At 66.1% G+C, this 20,243-nt stretch carries 18 protein-coding genes, 1 tRNA gene and 1 other RNA gene; 6 read left to right on the forward strand and 14 right to left on the reverse strand.

What is annotated here, in order from left to right; genetic code table 11:
• Window positions 1-33 precede the first annotated feature (33 nt).
• Both QK287_RS06235 and ffs read right to left on the reverse strand, forming a co-directional pair.
• Window positions 34-3,006, reverse strand: coding sequence for a DNA polymerase III subunit gamma and tau (locus tag QK287_RS06235; protein WP_282359568.1), 2,973 nt, complete (start codon window positions 3,004-3,006; stop codon window positions 34-36).
• 27 nt (window positions 3,007-3,033) lie between these two features.
• Window positions 3,034-3,130: signal recognition particle sRNA small type (ffs, locus tag QK287_RS06240), an RNA gene on the reverse strand.
• A 224-nt stretch (window positions 3,131-3,354) separates the two neighbouring features.
• Between ffs and QK287_RS06245 the strand changes: the two genes are divergently transcribed.
• Window positions 3,355-3,439: transfer RNA gene (locus QK287_RS06245), tRNA-Ser, on the forward strand.
• Window positions 3,440-3,506: 67 nt separating this feature from the next.
• On the opposite strand, the gene QK287_RS06250 is transcribed toward QK287_RS06245, so the two are convergent.
• Complete coding sequence (locus tag QK287_RS06250; protein WP_282359569.1) at window positions 3,507-4,418, reverse strand: oxygenase MpaB family protein; 912 nt, start codon at window positions 4,416-4,418, stop codon at window positions 3,507-3,509.
• A gap of 1,007 nt (window positions 4,419-5,425) precedes the next feature.
• On the reverse strand, window positions 5,426-5,953 hold the full coding sequence (locus QK287_RS06255; RefSeq protein WP_282359570.1) for a hypothetical protein: 528 nt from the start codon (window positions 5,951-5,953) through the stop codon (window positions 5,426-5,428).
• Window positions 5,954-6,113: 160 nt separating this feature from the next.
• On the opposite strand from QK287_RS06255, the gene QK287_RS06260 reads away from it, so the two are divergent.
• The 3 genes from QK287_RS06260 (at window position 6,114) to QK287_RS06270 (ending at window position 9,170) form a co-directional block, all read left to right on the forward strand.
• On the forward strand, window positions 6,114-6,599 hold the full coding sequence (locus tag QK287_RS06260; protein ID WP_282359571.1) for a glutathione peroxidase: 486 nt from the start codon (window positions 6,114-6,116) through the stop codon (window positions 6,597-6,599).
• 221 nt (window positions 6,600-6,820) lie between these two features.
• Complete coding sequence (gene fdhA / locus QK287_RS06265; protein ID WP_226775009.1) at window positions 6,821-8,032, forward strand: formaldehyde dehydrogenase, glutathione-independent; 1,212 nt, start codon at window positions 6,821-6,823, stop codon at window positions 8,030-8,032.
• Window positions 8,033-8,228: 196 nt separating this feature from the next.
• Window positions 8,229-9,170, forward strand: coding sequence for a phosphodiesterase (locus QK287_RS06270; protein WP_282359573.1), 942 nt, complete (start codon window positions 8,229-8,231; stop codon window positions 9,168-9,170).
• Between the two features lie 88 nt (window positions 9,171-9,258).
• Here the strand turns inward: QK287_RS06270 and QK287_RS06275 are convergent, their stop codons facing one another.
• A complete protein-coding gene (locus QK287_RS06275) occupies window positions 9,259-10,836 on the reverse strand; it encodes a stealth family protein (RefSeq protein WP_282359574.1) in 1,578 nt (525 codons plus the stop codon).
• 125 nt (window positions 10,837-10,961) lie between these two features.
• A complete protein-coding gene (locus tag QK287_RS06280) occupies window positions 10,962-11,876 on the reverse strand; it encodes a hypothetical protein (RefSeq protein WP_282359575.1) in 915 nt (304 codons plus the stop codon).
• A 176-nt stretch (window positions 11,877-12,052) separates the two neighbouring features.
• Between QK287_RS06280 and QK287_RS06285 the strand changes: the two genes are divergently transcribed.
• Both QK287_RS06285 and QK287_RS06290 read left to right on the forward strand, forming a co-directional pair.
• Complete coding sequence (locus QK287_RS06285) at window positions 12,053-12,352, forward strand: type II toxin-antitoxin system VapB family antitoxin (protein ID WP_253031332.1); 300 nt, start codon at window positions 12,053-12,055, stop codon at window positions 12,350-12,352.
• Complete coding sequence (locus QK287_RS06290; RefSeq protein ID WP_282359576.1) at window positions 12,345-13,022, forward strand: LytR C-terminal domain-containing protein; 678 nt, start codon at window positions 12,345-12,347, stop codon at window positions 13,020-13,022. The genes QK287_RS06285 and QK287_RS06290 overlap by 8 nt, the downstream gene beginning before the upstream one ends.
• On the opposite strand, the gene QK287_RS06295 is transcribed toward QK287_RS06290, so the two are convergent.
• From QK287_RS06295 to QK287_RS06330, 8 genes are all read right to left on the reverse strand, one after another.
• Window positions 13,019-13,657, reverse strand: a complete 639-nt coding sequence (locus QK287_RS06295; protein ID WP_282359577.1) for a TetR/AcrR family transcriptional regulator — start codon at window positions 13,655-13,657, stop codon at window positions 13,019-13,021. The two genes, QK287_RS06290 and QK287_RS06295, sit on opposite strands and share 4 nt — an antisense overlap.
• 59 nt (window positions 13,658-13,716) lie before the next feature.
• Complete coding sequence (locus QK287_RS06300; RefSeq protein WP_282359579.1) at window positions 13,717-14,433, reverse strand: DsbA family oxidoreductase; 717 nt, start codon at window positions 14,431-14,433, stop codon at window positions 13,717-13,719.
• Window positions 14,434-14,488: 55 nt separating this feature from the next.
• The gene (locus tag QK287_RS06305; protein ID WP_282359580.1) at window positions 14,489-15,025 is read right to left on the reverse strand and encodes a GNAT family N-acetyltransferase; all 537 of its coding nucleotides are present in this window, start codon (window positions 15,023-15,025) and stop codon (window positions 14,489-14,491) included.
• 76 nt (window positions 15,026-15,101) lie between these two features.
• A complete protein-coding gene (locus QK287_RS06310) occupies window positions 15,102-15,971 on the reverse strand; it encodes a biopolymer transporter Tol (protein ID WP_282359581.1) in 870 nt (289 codons plus the stop codon).
• 14 nt (window positions 15,972-15,985) lie between these two features.
• Complete coding sequence (locus QK287_RS06315; protein WP_282359582.1) at window positions 15,986-16,981, reverse strand: sugar phosphate isomerase/epimerase family protein; 996 nt, start codon at window positions 16,979-16,981, stop codon at window positions 15,986-15,988.
• A gap of 1 nt (window position 16,982) precedes the next feature.
• Window positions 16,983-18,140: a Gfo/Idh/MocA family oxidoreductase gene (locus QK287_RS06320; protein ID WP_282359597.1), complete on the reverse strand. Its 1,158-nt coding sequence runs from the start codon at window positions 18,138-18,140 to the stop codon at window positions 16,983-16,985.
• A gap of 196 nt (window positions 18,141-18,336) precedes the next feature.
• Window positions 18,337-19,176, reverse strand: coding sequence for a carbohydrate ABC transporter permease (locus tag QK287_RS06325; RefSeq protein ID WP_282359583.1), 840 nt, complete (start codon window positions 19,174-19,176; stop codon window positions 18,337-18,339).
• A complete protein-coding gene (locus QK287_RS06330; protein WP_226775021.1) occupies window positions 19,169-20,200 on the reverse strand; it encodes a sugar ABC transporter permease in 1,032 nt (343 codons plus the stop codon). The genes QK287_RS06325 and QK287_RS06330 overlap by 8 nt, the downstream gene beginning before the upstream one ends.
• Window positions 20,201-20,243 lie beyond the last annotated feature (43 nt).

Below are 20,243 nucleotides of genomic sequence, written 5' to 3' on the forward strand. Positions count from 1 at the left end.
GTGTGGGGGGGTCGGTGGCCTGCGGCGGGGCGGCTAGAACCGCGGCGGCAGTGCGCTGCCGTCCAAGGACCGTTCTTCCACGAGTTTTCCGCCCAGGATGCGTTCCACGGCGGCCCGTCCGAAGACGCCTGATTCTTCGATAGTCTCGTCGTCGGCGCTGGGTACGTCCTGGACATAGGTGTTGACCGCGGCTGCGGCGCGGGCCGGGGCCTTGGCGCGGCCCGCTTCGGCCTCAGGGCTGTTGGAGAGGCGCTGGTACAGGCTTTGCCTGCCAGCGGATGGTGGGGTTGCCAGGTCCGCGGGCGCCATCACCGGCGTGGCGTGCAGGGCAACGGGCTCGCCGCTGGTTGACGCTGGCTCGGAGGCAGCGACGGCCGGCACCAGCTCCGCGGAATCTCCCCACCCGTTCGAAGAGGCAACGGGCTGGTAGGACGCGGAAGCCGACACTGCCGCGGCGTACTGCGGGACCTGTGCCGCTGCTGGTTCATACTGCGGTGGATCGGGCTCGGGCGTTGGGGTGGCAGCGACGGTTTCCTCGCGCCGGTAGCCTCCGACGTTGGAGTCGGTGCCGACGGTCCAGACGCCGGGGGCTTCCTCGAGGGCACGGCCCCAGGGGTCGTCGGCAGGGGCTGGCGCTTCGACCGGCGGAACGGCGGTCGGGGTTGTTTTGGCGGCAGCCCCGGCGCGGGCGGGTGCGGCGGGCCTGTTGCGTACAGCTGAGGCTGCCGGTTGCGGGGCGGCGCTGGCAGCTGGGGCCGAAGGGTCCCAGTCCATCGGCGGTTCCTCGTCCAGCGGCGGAGCGTCTTCGTCCCGCGGCGGTCCCCAATCGTCGTCGGGATAGGCGTAGGAGCCGGCCGGGTCCTGGACCGGTCCCGGGTGTTCGTTCGCTGCCGAAGCTGCCGGAACGGCGGTCCGGGGTTCCTCCGGCGTGGTTTCTGTCGGAGCGTGCGACGGCGTAGGCGCAGAGGCAGAGGCAGAGGCAGAGGCAGCGGGTGCCGGGGCCGCCGCTGGAGCATCTTCGGCCGGCGCAGGCCCTGGTGGCAGCGCGGTGGCCGGGGCGTCCTGGTGCGCAGCACTTTGCTCCGCCGCGGCCGTGGGCAGGCTCCAGCCAGCGTCGGTGGGCGTGGCCGGGACGTCCCGGCTAGCGGGTGCTTTTGGGTTTGGCTCAGAGCTCGCTGCGCTGTTGCTTCCACTGGCCACGGCAGTGATCTGGCATTCGATGCCAATCGTCTTGTGGATCGCCTGCCGCAGATTCTCCGAGTGATCTGCCCGCCCGAACGCGCCCGCCAGGCCCGCGGTATTAAAGGCGAGCGTCAGTACATGGTCTTCGAAGTGCCCCACTTGGGCATTTGGTTCGACGAGGGCCCAGGTGCTCCGCTTGATCTTGCTGAGGGTCTGCAGGATCTCGGGCCATGCGCGGCGGAGGACTTCGACATCGGCCCCGGATCCGGTGCCATTAGCAGCAGCGGGAGCTGTTGACGCGGCGGAGGGGGCGGGCCGGATTTGGGCCACAGCGGACGGGGCAGCGACCGCCGGCACCGGCGGAGCTGCCTCGCGCGCCGGCGCCGGTCCGGAGGCCGCCGGGTTGACCGCCGCCGGCTCAGTGACGGGCCAGTCCCGGGTGCTGACACGCGGCGGAGTGAGAGTTTCCCTGGCCGGTTCAGCGTCGGGCAGCCGGGCCGCTTGAACGGCGGCGGCCGGCGGAGTGGCGGCTGCAGGCACCGGAACGGCAGGCGCCGGAGCCGCCGCCGCGGGGGCAGCCGCCGCTGCGGTAGCGTCCGGGGCCTGGGCGGCCGTGACCGCTGGGGCGGCAAGGGGGGCCCCGACGTCGTTTCCGGCATAATTCAGGCGGCGTTCCACCCGGTCGATTCGGGCGGCAATGCCGCGCTCTGTCTGCTCCGAAGACGGCAGCAGGATCCGGGCGCAGAGTAATTCCAGGTGCAGCCGCGGCGACGTCGCACCGGTCATCTCGGTCAGAGCGGTGTTGGAGACGTCCGCTGCCCGGGACAGCTCTGCCGCGCCCAGGTTGTGTGCCTGGTTCTGCAGACGCGCGATTTGGTCGGCGGGAACGCCGCGGAGAATTGACTGGGCGCTCTCCGGCAAGGCTTGGACGATGATGAGGTCGCGGAAGCGTTCGAGCAGGTCCTCCACGAACCGGCGCGGGTCATGTCCGGTTTGGATGACCCGGTCCACTGCGCGGAACACGGTGGCGGCGTCGGAGGCCGCGACGGCCTCCACAACGTCGTCGAGCAGCGTCGCATGGGTGTAGCCCAGCAGGGCAACGGCGAGCTCGTAGTCCAGGCCGTCCGGTCCGGCGCCGGCCATAAGCTGGTCCAGGACGGAGAGCGAGTCCCGCACGGAACCTCCGCCGGCGCGGATAACGAGCGAAAGCACGCCCGGCGCCACGGGGACATCTTCCTGCCTGCAGAGCAGCTCCAGGTACGCCATCAGCGGCTCGGGCGGCACGAGGCGGAACGGGTAGTGGTGTGTACGGGAACGGATGGTGCCGATGACCTTGTCCGGCTCCGTGGTGGCAAAAATGAATTTGATGTGTTCCGGCGGCTCTTCGACGATCTTGAGCAGGGCGTTGAAGCCGGCTGAGGTGACCATGTGGGCTTCGTCGATGATAAAGATCTTGTAGCGGTCGCGGACGGGAGCGTAGGTTGCCCGTTCGCGCAGGTCGCGGGCGTCGTCGACACCGCCGTGGCTGGCGGCGTCGATCTCGATGACGTCGAGGGACCCGGAGCCGCCCCGGGCCAGTTCGACGCAGCTCGGGCACTTGCCGCAAGGGGTATCCGTGGGGCCCTCGGCGCAGTTCAGGCAACGGGCCAGGATGCGGGCGGAAGTCGTTTTTCCGCAGCCGCGGGGGCCCGAAAAGAGGTAGGCGTGGTTCACGCGATTCTTGCGCAGAGCGGTCATCAGCGGCTCGGTGACGTGTTCCTGCCCGATAACGTCCGCGAACGAATCAGGGCGGTATCTACGGTAAAGGGCGGTAGTAACAGTCACAGCTAAACCCTACCAATCGGCACAGACATAAAAGACCCCTCATGCACCCGCCAGAGCCCATTTACCCTTGCTACCTTCCGGTCCTGGGGGAGTTCAACAGGATGACGCCACATGAGGGGCCGTCAGCAAGTTTACCCGACGTTTGAGTGTGCCCCGAATCGTGGGCTGCGAGCCGGGAAAATCCCGCCGGACATGCTCATTTTCCAGTGCAGAGGCAGGGCACAATAGGCATATGTCCATTGGTCGCGGTGAGCGTGGGGCATGTCCGGTGGGGCCGGGGGCGGGGCCAATTGGGCGATGCCGGGAAGTTCAGGTATTCTAGTATCTGCTTTTGATTCAGAAGCTACTGGAGAATTCGCCTAGCGGCCTATGGCGCACGCCTGGAACGCGTGTTGGGTTAACGCCCTCGGGGGTTCAAATCCCCCATTCTCCGCGCTTGGCCCCGGTCCCTTGGACCGGGGCCTTTTTGCTTGCCCCGAAGATGACGGCCCGGCGGGGCCTCAGGCCCGGTAGCCCAGCCTGCGGAGTCGATTCCGGGCAGCCTGTTCACTCGGGCCCACCCGACCCAAAGCGAGATGGACGATGCTGAGCGTAACCTTCGTCGCCAGCCGCACCGGCAGCGGGAAGGGCCCCAGCCGGGCGGTGCGCAGGCCCAGCAAGTCCCGATACTTGGGCTCGAGGCTGACCACGGCCGCCGCGAACAGCACCCGGTAGCCCGGTCTGAGCACGGGGTGGAGCGGCGGGTTGCGGATGAACGCCACGGTCTCGGCAACCCTGCCGTCGGAGCGGAGCTCGCCGGCTTCATACCAGTGGTCCAATTGCCGGCGCATAGCCGCCTCGCTGAGCGGCGGCGACTGCACCCCCATCAGTTCACCGGCCTGTGCCCACTCACGCACGTAGGCGTCGGGACCGCCAGGAATCGGCCGGCCCCAGATCTTGTGCGTCGAGAGGAAAGCGTCGGTGAAGGCGATATGCACCCAGCGAAGCAATTCCGGATCATCCGCCGCGTAGCTGCGGGCGACACCGTGACCGTCCACGTATTCCCCGCGCACCGATCCGTGGAGCCGCAGCACCCAGTCGGAGGCAGCGCGGGCCGCGGTGGTTGACCCGTAGGTAACCGTAAAGATCCAGCGGATCGTCCCCGCAAGCCGGCCCAGTGGATCCTCGCGGAAACGGGAGTGGTCGTGGACGCCGGCCAACGCGCCGGGATGGAGCGTCTGCATAAGCAGTGCCCGAATGCCCGCCACAATCGGTGTCATGTCCCCATGCACGGCCCAGACTGCCGAGCCTGGCGTGTGGTAGCCGGGGTCGTTGCCTTCCGCCAGCCGGGGCACCCATTCCGGGACCTCGTCCCGGGACCCGGAAAACGTTTGCTTTAGTTCGGCCTGCCATTCCCTGAGGACATTGCGCATACTCCCATTCTCACCCACAGCCGCGGTGCCAGATACTCGCCGCCGGGCGCGGAACTACTGTGCTGCCCACTCGAGTTTGAAAGCGACGGGTTTTTACGGTTCACAGGCCACGACGAATGTGGTCCCATAAGAACGTCGGTCCGAGGTATTTGCGATCGGCGAACAGGATGCGGGAGCCACATCGTGGGAAAACACTGGGGAAACTCATCGGGTGGGCAGGCCACTAGAACCCGAATCTTTGCTGGGCGCCTTCTGTCCGGGGGTTTGTGCCTCTCCCTTGCGGTGCTGAGTTTCGGAGTCCAGGGGCTCGCGGGCAGCGGAACTGCCGGATTGCCGGCCCGAGTGCCGGCGCGAGTGCTGCCCTCCGGCGTCGTGGGTCCGGGCACCTTGGCGGCGGACGGTGGAGGCATCCCCGCCGCTTCGGCTGTTGGCGCCTTGGCCGCCACATCATTCACCGCCGACGCCCTGGCGCTTTTGGCCTACAACCGGTCAAGTGTCCTGACGACGCCCAGGGACGGCGTAGCCGTGCAGCTCAACGTTGCATCTGCCGGATTGAAACGGCCAGCAGAAGGCTTCCTGATGGCTCCCCTCGAATCCCTGCACGAGTCCTCTCCGTTTGGGCAGCGAATCAGCCCCATCTCGGGAGCGCCCGGCGAATTCCATTGGGGCCAGGACTACTCGGCGCCATGCGGTACCCGGGTCTACTCCGCCGATGCCGGAGTGGTGCGGGCAGTCGGCTGGCACCCCTGGGGTGGCGGAAACCGTGTGGAAATCGATCACGGCAACGGCCTAGTGACCACGTACAACCACCTTGAGGGGATCGCCGTCAAAAAGGGCGACTCGGTTCGGGTTGGCCAGGTCATTGCGAGGGTGGGAACCACCGGGTCCTCCACCGGCTGCCATCTGCATTTTGAGACCATCCTCAACGGCTCCCACAAAAACCCCCATGAATGGATCCTCCTGCCGATAGTGCAGACGGACCAGCTTGGCGCCCTGGTGATGACCAGCTACGCGCCCAATGCCGGGCTGCCGTCGAATACTTCACTTGGCTGGGCGATCCCGGGTTCCCGGGACCGGAGCGGCGAGTCCGGCGCCCAAGCAGCACCCCCAACGGAGCTGCCGCAACTGCCAAACCTCATCGCGACGCCGACGACGCCGACCGAGACGACGCCGACCGTGACGCCGACGACCCCGCCGACCGCGACGCCGACGACGCCGACCGTGACGCCGCCGACCCCACCGACCGTGACGCCGACGACGACGCCGACCGTGACGCCGACGACGACCGTGACGCCGACGACGACCGTGACGCCGACGACCACACCGACCGCGACGCCGACGACCACACCGACCGTGAGGCCGACGACCCCGTCCACCGTGACGCCCGCGCCCACACCGACCGTGACGCCGACGACCCCGCCCGCGACGACGCCGTCCACCGCGCCGCCAACGACGCCGGCCACCGCGACGCCGACGCCCACACCCACCGTGACCCCCGCCTCCACCCCTACCCCTACCCCGACGACCGAGCCCACGCCGCTGACTGCGCCGCGGGTACCCGTCCCGTCGCTGCCTCCGGGGCCGTAGCAGGCCCCGACCCATACCCGCGTACGTTGGTATCGAATGACAGTCGTGACCAATCCGGATCACTGCTCCGGGCACGAACTCCCTACCAACTTCGCGAGGAACCCCGCTATGATCGATCTCCACAGCATTCCGCTCACCCTTATCGACGGCACCAGCACCGACTTTGGCCGGTTCAAGGGGGAGGTGGTGCTGGTGGTCAACGTGGCGTCGCAGTGCGGTTTCACCCCGCAGTACGCCGGGCTTGAGGCGCTTCACAATAAGTTCCGGGATCAGGGCTTTCAGGTACTCGGGGTGCCCTGCAACCAGTTTGCCGGCCAGGAACCCGCCGCGGACTCCGAGATCGCGGAATTCTGCGAACGGAACTTCGGTGTGACCTTTCCACTCAGCACCAAAGCCGACGTACGCGGCAAAAACCAGCACCCTCTCTACGCGGAACTCACGAAATTCAAAAACGGCTTCCTGCCGGGGCTGGTTAAGTGGAACTTCGAGAAATTCCTTGTGAACCGTGAGGGCGCAGTGGTTTCCCGGTTTGCTCCTACCGTCGGTCCGGATTCGCCCGAAGTACTGGAAGCCGTTCGCTCGGCCCTTAGCTGAGAGCTGGGTCCCGGACTGCAAGGGGACAAGGACCCCTATCCCTAAGCAGGCTTACCGACTTAGACTGGCCGGACCTTCCAGATACACCGGGCATGCCCACGGCGCCAACGCGCTCGTGCGCGCTGGCGCTCTGCTGCGCGTGCCTGGGGACGGTACGTCAGTACGCTTCGTGAATCACTACCGGACTCTCAGAGCGGGTCCTTGAAACCAGGAGGAATGTGATGACAGGGAACAAAGCCGTTGCCTACAAGGGGCCGGGAAAGGTCGAGCTTATCGACATCGACTACCCCAGCTTCGAACTCAAAGACGGTCCGGGGGTCAACCCCGCCAACGTGGGCCGCTCCGTGCGCCATGGCGTAATCCTCAAAACCGTTGCCACGAACATTTGCGGTTCGGACCAGCACATGGTCCGCGGCCGCACCACCGCTCCCTCAGACCTGGTGCTGGGCCACGAAATCACCGGCGAAGTGGTCGAAGTAGGGCCCGACGTCGAGTTCATCAAGGTGGGGGACATCTGCTCGGTTCCCTTCAACATCGCCTGCGGACGGTGCCGCAACTGCAAGGAACGCAAGACCGGTATTTGCCTTAACGTCAACCCGGACCGTCCGGGCAGCGCCTACGGCTACGTCGACATGGGCGGCTGGGTCGGCGGCCAGGCCAACTACGTCCTGGTACCGTACGCGGACTGGAACTTGCTGAAGTTCCCGGACCGGGACCAGGCGCTCGAGAAGATGATGGACCTGACCATGCTCTCGGACATCTTCCCGACCGGCTTCCACGGCGCTGTTACCGCCGGCGTTGGAGTCGGTTCCACGGTCTACGTCGCCGGGGCGGGCCCTGTTGGGCTGGCTGCGGCAACCAGCGCCCAGCTCTTGGGCGCCGCCGTCGTTATTGTCGGTGACATGAACGCTGACCGCCTGGCGCAGGCGCGCAGCTTTGGCTGCGAAACCGTGGATTTGAGCGAAGGCGGCCCGGCGGAGCAGATCGAACAGCTGCTGGGCGTCCCGGAGGTCGACTGCGGCGTCGACGCCGTCGGCTTCGAAGCCAGGGGACACGGCCACGACGCCAAGGAAGCGCCGGCAACGGTGCTGAACTCGCTGATGGAAATCACTGCAGCCGGCGGCGCCCTGGGCATTCCGGGGCTCTACGTCACGGGGGATCCAGGCGGTGTGGACGAGGCGGCCAAAAAGGGGGCGCTCTCGCTCAGCCTCGGGACCGGCTGGGCCAAATCGCTGAGCTTCACCACCGGCCAGTGCCCGGTGATGAAGTACAACCGCCAGCTGATGATGGCGATCCTGCATGACAGGGTCCACATCGCTAAGAACGTCAACGCCAAGGCGATCACGCTGGAGGAAGCGCCGAAGGGCTACGCGGAGTTCGACGCCGGCGCCGCCACGAAGTACGTGCTGAACCCGAACGGCTACCTGAGCTAGCAGCCAGGTGCCTGAGTAAGTACGTTCCGGCGAGCGCATAGCGGGGCAAGTATGCGTTCGCCGGAATACTCGTTGTTGTCTTTTTTTCAAACATGCCTACTGGAGTTTGCGCATTGTTCGCCGATTGTCTGGTTGGATAGACCTTACTGAGAGGGACGTTGGGGGCTACAGCCTCCACCCAACCAGGAAGGTAGCAATGGAGCTCATCGAGGCCGAACACCCCCGGCCACGTCATTTTCTACTCCATCTGAGTGACCCCCACCTGCTGGGAGGTCCGGATCCACTCCATGGTGTGGTCAACAGCGAATCCCTGCTCCAACAACTTTTTGACGAAGTGCAGGCCTCCGGAGCCCGCCCGGAAGCCGTGATTTTCACCGGCGACCTGGCCGACCGGGGCGAAGCGGCGGCCTACGCCAAACTGCGGGCCATTGTTGAGCCCGCCTGCAAGGCCCTTGGGGCAAAGGTCATTTGGGCAATGGGAAACCACGACGACCGCGCCAACTTCCGTACCGGCCTGCTGGACGTCCCGGCCGACGATTCCCCCGTGGACCAAACGTATTTCATCAACGGGCTGCGGATCATCACCCTCGACACCTCGGTTCCGGGCTACCACCACGGCGAGCTGAGCCCCGGGCAACTGGAGTGGCTCGCGGCCGAACTCGCCACGCCCGCCCCGGATGGAACCATCCTGGCCCTGCACCACCCGCCGGTGCCTTCGGTCCTGGATCTCGCGGTCCTCGTCGAGCTGCGGGACCAGGCGGCCCTGGCCGGGGTCCTGCGGAACTCCGACGTTCGCGCAATTTTGGGTGGCCACCTACACTATTCGACGACGGCGACTTTCGCCGGGATCCCGGTCTCGGTAGCGTCAGCCACGTGTTACACGCAGGACCTCAACGTTCCGGTCGGCGGAACTCGCGGGCGCGACGGCGGCCAGGCGTTTAATCTCGTGCACGTCTATGAGCACACAATTGTGCACTCCGTGGTCCTGCTCGGCGACACACCCGCGGTCGGCGAGATTGTTCCGGCCGCGGAGGTCCAGCGGCGGATCACGGCGGCCGGGATCCGCATCCCGGCCAAGGCGAAGCTTGAGGATCCGGCCAGGACCCCCAGCAACCGCCGCCTGACTTCCCGCAGCTAGCGCAGGACCCGCCGTCGCCCGCCGGGACCCCGGTCCGGTGACCGCGGCCGGAGGGCGATGTTGGTTTCGCCCCGCGGCCCGCGCCCGGCTACTTTTCCCAGGGGGCCTTGATCGGGTAATACTTCTCCAGGAAGTCAGTCACGAGCTCGGCCCGTTCCTCAGCGGCAACCTCGGGGAAGCTTCCGTCATTGAGGCAAAAGAAGTCCATGTTCCGCTTGGCGAGCAGTTTTGGCAGGTAGTTCAGGCCGGCCCTGGCGGTGGTGTCCACGTAGCGCACCTTTGCCGCCGTCTGGGTAACGGCCCGGCCGGTGAGCAGGGCGTAGTAGTGGTAGAACGAGTTGGTCACCGAGATGTTGTCGGCCGCGCGGAAGGTACTGGCCGCAGTTTTTGCGAATTCGGCCGGAAACTCCTGTTCCATCGTGGCCACGACACTGCGTCGCAGCGGTGCGGCCGTGTGTTCCAGGTGCCGTGTGGTGATCCGGCCGAAGCGGTCCCAGAGCAATTTTCGGTTGACCCGGGCAGCGTTTTCGAAGCCGCTGCGCTCGGCGTCGTTGTCCCCAAGCCCGATCCGGGTTTCGGCTTCAATAAACTTCGTGATGCCGCCTGGGGTAAAAAACATGTCCGGTCCGACGGCACGGCCGAAGAACATGTCGTCGTTGGAGTACAGGAAGTGCTCGGACAAGCCGTCGATGTTGTGAAGCTGGCACTCCACGGCCTGTGAGTTGTGGGTGGGCAGCACGGACGGGTCCGCAAAGAACTCTTCGCTGCGGACAATCGTCACTCCCGGGTGGTCCGCAAGCCAGGCCGGCGCGGTCGAGTCCGTGGCGATGAAGATCCGGCGGACCCAGGGCGCAAACATGTACACCGAGCGCAGCGCGTACTTGAGTTCGTCGATCTGGCGGAAACGGGCTTCGTGGTCGTCGCCTTCGCCCACCACAACGCCGGCCATCCGTGCGCGCCGCGCTGCAATGTACTCCGGGGAACTGCCGTCCACCCAGGAGAACACGATGTCGACGTCGAAGCTGATGTCACTTGCGTGGTCAGCGAACATGTTCTCGATCGTGGGCCAAGTGTGGCCGTAGCGCTCCACCGTGCCGCGGACGGCGTCCTGGGCCAGCAGTGTCCGGCGGGTCAACGAGTTCTCGATCGGCAGGATCAGCTGGTCCCCCTCGAAACTCCACAGTTCCAGCTGCACGCCGGCCGAGGCGCCGAACTCGAAGCCGCCCTCAGGCTCGACCCGCGGACGGTACAACCGGAAGATCCGGGCCTGCCGGTTGGGGGAGAGTTCGCCGTCGGCAACCAGGACGGAGGACTTCTTTTTGGCGTCAACGGTCATCGAGTAGAAAGGCTCGTCGCGGCAGGCAGTGACGAGGGCGCTGCGGAGTTTCTTGCGGTCCTTCCAGTCCACAGCGATGACCGGCCGGTCGTTATTGCCCCGGACCAGGAGATAGTCGAGCCCGGCGTCGTCAAGCACCGACCTGATGAGCATCAGGTCCTCGACCATGGCCTGGTACGGCGTGCGGTTTTCGTTGATCAGGCCGTAGCGGCCCCGCCGGCGCACGACGTGCTGGCGGGTACGGAATCTCGCGACCGCAGCCGCGGAGGTGACCTCGTCGTGGGCGTCCACGGATGCCTGGCTGCCGTAATAGATCTCGTCCTGGACCATTGCGTCTGTAATTTCGGTTCTCCGTGATTCTTTGCGTGAGTGGGTGCCTACTTGCATGATAACGCCCGCCCCAAAATCGGCCGGAATTTCCGCGGCTAGGGATGCTGCGGAAGTGGCCGGCCGGCTCAGCCCGCCAGGGCTAGGCGCCAGCTGCGCAGGAAGGCCGCGCCGGCGTCGTCGTGGATGACTTCCGCACCCAAACCCAGATCCGCCGCGGTGAGGACCTCGTAAGGTTTTACCGGGACACCGTCGGCCGGCCGGACATCGACATGCTTCACCGGATGGTCGTTGTGGTGCAGCCAATCGGCCATGGCGTAGTCGGTGCGGGAATCGCCCACCGTGCGCCAGGCCTGCGGGGTAACGCCCTGCGCTGCCAGCAGTTCCACGGCCCGGCTCGCACCGAGGTCCTTGCCGAGCCGGACCGACTCGATGTCGGTGGAGATGATGGTCGGATCCACCCGATAGTCGACCCGGTCATCGGAGTCCGGGACGTGATGGTCCAGCCGCACGACTCCCAGTCCATGCCGGGACATCAGTTCGATGGCGTCGGCGTCGAAGAGCTGCTGCTCGGCCTGGTAGTCGGAGCTCTCGACGGCGATGTGCTGTTCGACGGAGACCATGGCCAGCTTGGTTTCGTCGAAGAACATGTGGCTGGTGTAGTCCTCCGCCACGAGCCGGCGGACGTCATCGCTGAAAGCCCGGGGAACGGCCAGTTCATGGTCGACATGCACTGGGCCGGGCCCCGCAGCGGTGTAGCTGAACCAGACAGCGCCCTTTTCACATACCGCATGGATCAGGGTGCCGGCCGGCATTCCCGCGGCAATCATCGGCTCCATCACCTGTTCACGGATGAAGTCGGCCGAACGGCCGGTATTAAAGACCACCGGGATCCCGGCCCCGGCCAGCGCGAGCAGGTCCGCGATGATCTCCGGCTGCACCGTGCGGGTGACGGGGCTCGCTACCGGACCGTCGACGTCGAGCAGGAGTGCCAGCGGGGGAGTCGACGGCGTGAGGGAGGCGTGGATCTCGGCAGTTGTCATGACCCCATTCTCCCAGCAGCCAGGCACCAATGGATGCGTTGGAAGCCGTGCTGCCGGAAGATGGCACTGTGACAGTTCGACTCGACGGTGTGACAGATGGTTACCGTTTGGCCACAACCTCCCGCTAGCGGGAGTGGTGGATTCCCTTGGCCAGCCAAGTTCCATAGGCTTGCCGGGTGATATTCAAAGCCGTGGGCGAGGGCCGCCCGTACCCCGACCATGGTTACCACACGCCCAAGGATTGGGCGTCGCTGCCACCGCGGCCGGTCCGGCTGGATGAGCTGGTGACCACCAAGCGCACGTTGGACCTCGATGCGCTGCTGGCGGAGGACTCCACGTTCTTCGGCGATCTGTTTCCGCATGTGGTGGAATACCGCGGCGTCCTCTACCTCGAGGACGGACTGCACCGCGCCCTTCGGACTGCCCTGCACCAGCGCACTGCGATCCACGCACGCGTTCTGGTGATAAATGGCTAGGAAGCCGAAGGACGTCAGGGTTCTGCATGGGCACCAGGTCATCACCGGCGCGGATTTGCGAGCCACCTTTGTGGCGGATGATGAACTGCACGAGAATCCGGTCAGAATGCGGCGACGCATCCGCCACGGCGTTGTGCTGGTGCTGCTGGTGGGACTGGTTACGGCCGCGATTGTGGTGGCGGTCGCGATTATGAACGGGCAGATTAAGATTCCGACGGCGCAGCCCAGCCAGACGGCCGCGTCCGCCTGCCCGGCGGCGAGCTTTGACTACACGCCGCCGGAGAAGATCAACCTCAATGTCTATAACTCAACATCCCGCCCCGGTCTGGCCCGCACCGTGGCCGACGAGTTCGCGGCCCGGAAGTTCCTGGTCGGCGCCGTCGACAATTCGACGTCGGGCTACCGCGGGGTGGCGTTGGTTGTCTCCGGTGCCGCCGGCCAGTCCGCGGCGTTCAGCGTGCAGCGCAACCTGCCGGGCTCGGATTATTTCCAGGACGGGAGGACGGACCCCAGCGTGGACGTTGTCCTCACCGGGGACTTCAAGGAACTCGCGAAGCCGGAACTGGTCGATCAAACCCCCGGCAAGCTTAGCTGTCCGCGGGAGGACCGCCGGGTAGTGGATGAGCCGGGTTCCATTACGCCTGCGGTCACGCCCGCTCCCGGCGGTTAGACGATTCGGCGGACGGGCCGGCCTTCGCCGTCAAACCGTGCACCGGCGCCCAGTTGGATAAAACGCACCGTCCGGGCCAGCCGGGCTTCTGCCTCGGCGTCCCCGGACGCACCGTCGCCACGGGCGGCACTGGATGAGAGGGTGCCGTGGATAAGCTGCGCCAGCTGGATGACGTCTGCGTCCGGCAGGTAACCCTGGGCCATGCCGGCCCGCAGGATGCCCTGCAACAGCTGGCTGAGCTCCCCTACGTGGCCGGCGAGTTTTGCGAACGATGCCGGCGAGAGCACTGTGGCCATTGCGGGTCCGGGTGGCAGGTGGCGCCGGCTGAGGTCCTCAACCTGGGCGCGGACGTAGCGGGCCAGACGGTCCACCGGGTTCTCCAAGGAATCCAGGGACTGCCTCAGGTCAACCAGAAAACGCCCCGTCTGATCCAGCGCGTACGCAATCAGCAGTTCTTCGATGTCCGCGTAGTAGTTGTAGACCGCCGTCCGGCCAATCCGGGCATGCCGTGCGACGTCGGTCATCGTCAGCCCCGGCAGGCCATGCGTAAAGAGGAGCTCGCCGAAACCGGTCAGGATACGCCGCTGGGTTTCGGCGCGTTGGGCGGCGTTGTTCGCCGCCGAAATCCTGGGCATACGGACACTTTAGCGCGATCTGTCAGCAAAATGCGCTATGTCGCCAGCCGCGGCAGCCGTTAGACGGCGCAACCATCCGGTCCGCAGGCCGCCGCAGTTTCAGCGGCGCCGCCGGCGCCGGCCGGGACCATCGTCAGGGGGCGGCTCTCCTGCCAGGCCTGTTCGAGGGCGTTGCTGAACGTCTCGGCGGGCTGGGCGCCGGAGAGCCCGAACTTGCGGTCGATCACAAAGAACGGTACACCGGTGATACCCAGCGCCCGCCCTTCTTCGAAGTCCAGCCGCACCTCATCGGCGTATTTGTCGGTGCTGAACAGCTCGTCCAATTCGGCAGCACCGATCCCCAGATCCAGACCCAGAGAGGTCAGGTAGTCCTGGCTGCCGATATCTTTACCGTGTTCGAAGTGGTCGCTGAGCAGCCGCTCCTTCGCAGCATCCTGGAACCCGTGCGCGGCGGCGAGGTGGATCAGCCGGTGGGCGCTGAAGCTGTTCGCGACAACGACGTCGTCGAAACGGTAGTTGAGGCCCTCGCCCTTGGCCTGCTCCGCCACATGTGCGAACATTCCGGCGACCTGGGCCGGGGCCATACCCTTGCGGGTGCTCAAGTACTCCAGGGTCGTGCCGTCGTAGTGGTCCGGCAGGGAAGGATCCAACTGGTAGCTGCGCCAGAGCACCTGCACCGAATCGCGGTGCGGGAAGGCCGCGAGTGCGGTTTCAAAGCGGCGCTTGCCGATGTAGCACCAGGGGCAAGCGACGTCGGACCAGATTTCAATCTTCATATCCACCGCAACCCGCACCGGGCCGGCTCCATTCCCCCGGGCACTGTCGGGTTGGTCACGGGGTGAGCCGGCGTTCCATCACGAAGTCGTGTTCCACGGTGTTTCCGAGCGTAAATGATTTGGTGCCGACCCTGCGGAAGCCGGACTTCTCGTAGAACCTGATGGCGCGGGCATTCTGGCTGTTCACCCCGAGCCACAGTCCGCGGGCGCCGGCCGCCGCGGCTGCCCCGATACTCGCATGCATCAATTCGGCTGCGGCGCCGAGGCCGTGGTGGTCCGGATGCACGTAGCACTTGCTCAGCTCGGTGCACGGGCGTTCTGTCAGGACCGCAGCGACGGCCGGGTCCCCGGTGGGGCGGGTGGCCAGGAGGCTGTAGCCCCGGAGGTCACCGCCGCCGTCGATCACCAGGACGGTGACCCCAGGATCGGCAATGTAGCTGCGGAAGTTGGCCTCGCTGAGTGTACTAGCGAGGTGGGCGGCGATGTCTTCCGGGGAAGAACCCGGCGGGCACGCCAGCGGGAAGGTGACGGCCGCGAGACCGGCCAGCCGGGCGGCGTCGTGGGCGGTTGCCGGTCTGATTACGTGCGTCATGCCCAGAACCGTAGCCCGCGGAAGCGGCGGCCTGCGCTTTGTGAAGCGTTGTTGCGCCCGGAGTCCGCTGCGGGAGTCAGCCGAGCGGGTACGCGACGTAGGCGAACCGGGTTGAATCGGGAGACCAGCTGTTGACGTTGAGCGTCCCCTGGCCCCCGCGCAGGGTCCAGGTGTGCAGCGCGGTGTTCCAGTCCGCCGTCGAGACCGTTACGACCTCGACGGGCAGATCTGCCGGGTGGCCGACGGTACCTGCCGGGAACCGAAGATAAGCGGCGTGAAGCCCGTCGGGGGAAATATGCGGGAACCAATCGGCTGTTCCGCTCCGGGTCAATTGCTCCAGCCCTGATCCGTCGCTGCGAACACGAGCGATTTGCGCGTGCCCGGGCCAGTCGCCGAAACTCTCGGTATTGAGGTAGATCCACTCGCCCTCCGGTGCGTATTCCGGCCCGTCGCAATGCCCCGGCCCGGTGTCAATTGTTGTCCCGGGTCCGCCCCCGGCCGGCATCGTGATGAGCAGACCCGGTTTCGCGAAATCACCCGCCGCAACCCCCACATAGGCGAGTTCGCGTCCGTCCGGACTCACGCCGTGCAGGAAGTGCGAAGACCCGTCGTGCTCCGTTACCCGGACCGCTTCCCCGCCCTGGATCGCCGCCCGGTAGATGTGGCCGTCATCGGCGGAGAGGTAGATGTGGTTGCAGCCGGGGGCCAGAACATGATCATTGTTCAGATCGGGGATGCCGGTGAGAGGGACCTGCCCGAGCGAGCGGCTGGACATGTCCAGCCGCCACAAGCCACCGGCACCGTTGAGGAAAAGCGCAGAATTGTCCGCTGCCCAGTTCGGCGCTTCCAGCAACACGGCGCTGGTGAGGATGAGCTCGCGGGCACCCGTGGTCAGGGACGCGATCCAGACTTCGCAGCGGTGGCCGGCTGCCAGCGCCCGGGGCACCAAGGACCCCTGACTTACTGCTTGAACGCGGCGTCGAAGGAGGTATTCGACGCCGGGAAGTCGAACCTCTTGAGCGCGGCGAGGGCTTCGGGGGCGCCGTGCAGCCGGTCCATGCCGGCGTCCTCCCATTCAATGCTGATCGGGCCGGTGTAGCCGATCGCGGTCAGGGCGCGGAAGGACGATTCCCACGGCACGTCGCCGCGGCCGGCGGAGACGAAGTCCCAGCCGCGGCGCGGGTCGCCCCAGGGCAGGTGTGAGCCCATAACGGTGTTCCGGCCGGTGGGGCGCAGCTTGGTGTCCTTGCAGTCCACGTGGTAGATCCGGTCCTGGAAGTCCCAGATGAAGGAGACCGGGTCGATGCCCTGCCACATAAAGTGGGAGGGGTCCCAGTTCAGCCCAAAGGCCTCGCGGTGGCCGATCGCCTCGAGGGTCCGGACTGTGGTCCAGTAGTCGTAGGCGATCTCGGACGGGTGGACCTCGTGGGCGAAGCGGACGCCGCATTCGTCGAAGACGTCCAGGATGGGGTTCCAGCGGTCGGCGAAGTCTTGGTAGCCGGCCTCGATGACCTTTTCCGGTACGGGCGGGAACATCGCGACGTACTGCCAGATCGAGGAGCCGGTGAACCCGACTACGGTGTCCACGCCCAGGGCCCTGGCCAGGCGTGCCGTGTGTTTCATTTCCTCGGCGGCTCGCTGCCGGACGCCTTCGGGGTCGCCGTCGCCCCAGACCTTGGCCCCGACGATGGCCTCGTGCCGGAAGTCGATCGGATCATCGCAGACGGCCTGGCCCTTGAGGTGGTTGGAGATGGCCCAGACCTTGAGGTTGTACTTCTGAAGCACGGCGAGTTTGGACTCGACGTAGCCGGGTTCGTCCCAGCGCCAGGCGTCCAGGTGGTCCCCCGAGACGGCGATTTCCAGGCCGTCGTAGCCCCAGCCGGATGCCAGGCGAGCCACTTCCTCGAAGGGCAGGTCGGCCCACTGGCCGGTGAACAGGGTGTACGGGCGGGCCATGTCAGGCTCCTTCGGGGGCGGGGTTCGATGCAGGGATGCCGGCGGTCGGCTCGCCGGCGAGTTGGATGATGGAGCTTTTGGCCGCCGCACTTTTCTCCACAGCGGCCAGAATACGCTGGACTATCAAGCCGTCCTCGAAGGACGGCGAGGGCTCGAAGCCGGCGCCGATCGCGACGAGGAAGTCCCGGATTTCGTGGGTGAAAGTGTGTTCCCAGCCAATCACGTGCCCCTGCGGCCACCAGGCGGCGGCATAGGGGTGAACCGGTTCGTTGACCAGGATGCGCCGGAAGCCTTGTTCCCGGACCGGCACCGTTGCGTCCAGGAAACCCAGTTCGTTCAGCGACTCAAGGTCGAAGAGCAGGGAACCCTTGTCCCCGTAGATCTCCAGTTTGAGCGAGTTTTTCCGCCCGGTGGCGACCCGGGAGACTTCCACCGAGGCGACGGCTCCGGAGGCGAGCGAAAGCGTGGCCCAGGCGGCGTCGTCGACAGTTACTTCTTCGAGTCCGTTCCGGCCGGGGCGGTGCGAGGTGAAAGTGTGCAGCCGGCCGGAGACCTCGGTGACCTGGTCGCCAAGCAGGAAGAGCACCTGGTCGATGGCGTGCGAGGCGATGTCCCCCAGCGCCCCGGAGCCGGCGGTGTCCTTGTTCAGCCGCCACGTTATGGGCGACGCCGGGTCAACGAGCCAGTCCTGCAGATATGCCGCCCGGACGTGCCGGACGGCGCCCAGCCGGCCCTCACTGATCAGTTCCCGGGCCAGGGCCAGGGCCGGGACGCGCCGGTAGTTGAAGCCGATCATGGACTGGATACCCTGGCGCCGGGCCGACTTCGCCGCAGCGGTCATCGACTCGGCCTCGGCCAGGGTGTTGGCCAGTGGCTTCTCCACCAGCACATGCTTGCCGGCGGCCAGCGCGGCGACGGCGATCTCCGCGTGCATAAAGCCCGGGGCGCAGATGTCCACGACCTGGATGTCGTCGCGTTCGATCACCGAGCGCCAGTCGGTGGAGGACTCCGCCCAGCCGTACCTGGCGGCCGCTTCGGCTACCCCGGCCGCGTCCCGTCCGACCAGGACGCGTTGTTCGAAGGCCGGGACGTCGAAGTAGCTGGCCACGTTGCGCCAGGCGTTCGAGTGGGCCTTGCCCATAAACGCGTAGCCAATCATGGCCACGCCGAGCGGGGAACCGGCAGGGGACCCGGTTGCCCCGCCGGACGGGGTGAAGGTGCGGGTGCCGGGCTGCGCCGGCGGTGGCGTGGGCGCCGTCGTCATCTGATGCTCCTTGGAACTGGGGTGGCCGGGCCGCTACGGCGCATGCCGGGTCAGGGGGTGGGCCGGGTGGAATTCACTGCGCTTGCCGCGCCTACTTCACTGCCCCTGCCGACAGCCCGGAGACGAGGTGCTTCTGGACCAGGATGAAGCCGATGAGTACGGGCAGGCTGACCACCACGGACGCGGCCATCAACTGGTTCCAGAACACGTCGGATTCGCTGGCATAGGACTTGAGCCCCAGGGACAGCGTTTTGGTCGCCTCGTTGGTCAGGACCGAGGCGAACAGGACTTCCCCCCAGGCGGATATAAACGAGTACACCGCCACGGCGATGATGCCCGGCTTGGCCACGGGCAGGATGACCCGGAACAGGGCGCCCATCCGGCCGGTGCCGTCGATCATCGAGGCCTCTTCGAGTTCCTTGGGGATGGCGGCGAAATACCCGGTCAGCATCCAGATGGCGAACGGCAGGGTGAAGGTCATGTACGTGATAATCAGGCCCAGGTATGAGCCCTGGAGCTGCAACCCGGTGACGTTCCTGATCTGCGTGAAGATCAGGTACAGCGGCAGCAGGAACAGGATGCCGGGGAACATCTGGGTGGACAGCACCGTCAGGCTGAAGGCGCGCCGGCCGCGGAACTGCAGCCGCGCGACGGCGTACGCGGCCAGTACGGCGACGGTCACCGAGCAGACCGTGGCGGCCACCGTGATGATCAGGCTGTTCTGGAAATACTTGGCCAGCGGCACCGTGGTCCAGATATCGAAGTAGGGCGAAGCCGTGAGCTCGTCCGGGATCCACTGGAACAGCCCGGAGACGTCCTTGAGGGGCTTGAGCGAAGTGGACACAACGACGTAGAGCGGCACGGCCACCCAGAGGGACAAGATGGTCAGGACGATATTGCGCAGAATGCGGAAGTTGCGGGTCTCAATCATTGTCGGCCCCCTTGGGCAGCACCATGCGGATGTAGAAGAAGGACGCAATGAACAAAGCGATCAGGAGCAGTACGCTCATGGCGCCGCCCAGGCCGAAGTTCCAGCTGCCGAAAGAGTTCTGGTAGATCAGCGGCGAAACCAGGGTAGCTTCCTTCGGGGAGGCCGCGCCGAAGAGCACAAACGGGATGTTGAACTGGTTGAAGGTCCAGAGCGACATCACCAGCAGCAGCACGCCGTTCGCAGGGCGGACCATCGGCAGGGTAATGCTGCGGAATTGCTGCCAGAGCGAGGCCCCGTCAATCGAAGCGGCTTCATAGACGTCGGCGGGGACGGTCTGCAGGGCGGCCATCAGCATCAGGAACGCGAACGGCCACAGCTGCCAGACGTTCACCACGATCATGGCACCAAAGGAGTTTTGGCCCAGGAGCCAGAACGGACGCTCGTCCCCAAAAAGGTGCAGGGTGTCAACGAGGATCTGGTTCACGGCGCCGTCGCGCTGATTGAACATAAAGGCCCAGGCGATTGTGCCCACATAGGCAGGCAGGGCGTAGGGAACCAGGAAGAAGGTCCGCAGGATGGCGCGGCCCTTGAAATTGGAGGACAGGAACACCGCGCCGGCCATGCCCAGGACCCAGGAGAAGCCAACCACCGTCACGGTGTAGAGCAGGGTCCGGCCGACGGTGCTAAAGAACGCCTGGCCGATGGTGCTTTCGGGGTTCAGTCCGTTGACGAAGTTCTGCAGGCCGACGAACGGGGCGTTGAGCCAGTTGGTGAGGTTGAGCTGGGTGAGCGAGATAAAGGCAATCCACACCCCCAGAAGCATCGGGCCGATATGGATGAGCAGCTCGAGCAGGGCCGCTGGCAGGACAAGGCCGTAGGGGAGGAAGGACTTTTTCTTCTTGCGGACCGGCAATGCGGTCCGTGCCGCCGGAGGATCAGGAACAGGGCCGGAGGCGAGCCCTGGCTGCGGGGCGTCGCCGCCGCCGGGTGCGGGATCGCCGCGGTCCAATGCTGAGTGGGTCATGGAAGCTCCTTGGCCGAAGGTGCGGGGGCGTGGCCCCCGCACC

Source organism: Arthrobacter sp. AL05, assembly GCF_029960715.1.
GTDB lineage: Bacteria > Actinomycetota > Actinomycetes > Actinomycetales > Micrococcaceae > Arthrobacter.

What these genes read in the sequence shown, in the direction of transcription:
- QK287_RS06320 (WP_282359597.1), bottom strand. Translation starts at nt 18,140, where the DNA reads ATGATTGGCTACGCGTTTATGGGCAAGGCCCACTCGAACGCCTGGCGC.
- QK287_RS06295 (WP_282359577.1), bottom strand. Translation starts at nt 13,657, where the DNA reads ATGCCCAGGATTTCGGCGGCGAACAACGCCGCCCAACGCGCCGAAACC.
- QK287_RS06270 (WP_282359573.1), top strand. Translation starts at nt 8,229, where the DNA reads ATGGAGCTCATCGAGGCCGAACACCCCCGGCCACGTCATTTTCTACTC.
- QK287_RS06290 (WP_282359576.1), top strand. Translation starts at nt 12,345, where the DNA reads ATGGCTAGGAAGCCGAAGGACGTCAGGGTTCTGCATGGGCACCAGGTC.
- QK287_RS06280 (WP_282359575.1), bottom strand. Translation starts at nt 11,876, where the DNA reads ATGACAACTGCCGAGATCCACGCCTCCCTCACGCCGTCGACTCCCCCG.
- QK287_RS06260 (WP_282359571.1), top strand. Translation starts at nt 6,114, where the DNA reads ATGATCGATCTCCACAGCATTCCGCTCACCCTTATCGACGGCACCAGC.
- fdhA (WP_226775009.1), top strand. Translation starts at nt 6,821, where the DNA reads ATGACAGGGAACAAAGCCGTTGCCTACAAGGGGCCGGGAAAGGTCGAG.
- QK287_RS06250 (WP_282359569.1), bottom strand. Translation starts at nt 4,418, where the DNA reads ATGCGCAATGTCCTCAGGGAATGGCAGGCCGAACTAAAGCAAACGTTT.
- QK287_RS06315 (WP_282359582.1), bottom strand. Translation starts at nt 16,981, where the DNA reads ATGGCCCGCCCGTACACCCTGTTCACCGGCCAGTGGGCCGACCTGCCC.
- QK287_RS06300 (WP_282359579.1), bottom strand. Translation starts at nt 14,433, where the DNA reads ATGAAGATTGAAATCTGGTCCGACGTCGCTTGCCCCTGGTGCTACATC.
- QK287_RS06305 (WP_282359580.1), bottom strand. Translation starts at nt 15,025, where the DNA reads ATGACGCACGTAATCAGACCGGCAACCGCCCACGACGCCGCCCGGCTG.
- QK287_RS06325 (WP_282359583.1), bottom strand. Translation starts at nt 19,176, where the DNA reads ATGATTGAGACCCGCAACTTCCGCATTCTGCGCAATATCGTCCTGACC.
- QK287_RS06275 (WP_282359574.1), bottom strand. Translation starts at nt 10,836, where the DNA reads ATGGTCCAGGACGAGATCTATTACGGCAGCCAGGCATCCGTGGACGCC.
- QK287_RS06330 (WP_226775021.1), bottom strand. Translation starts at nt 20,200, where the DNA reads ATGACCCACTCAGCATTGGACCGCGGCGATCCCGCACCCGGCGGCGGC.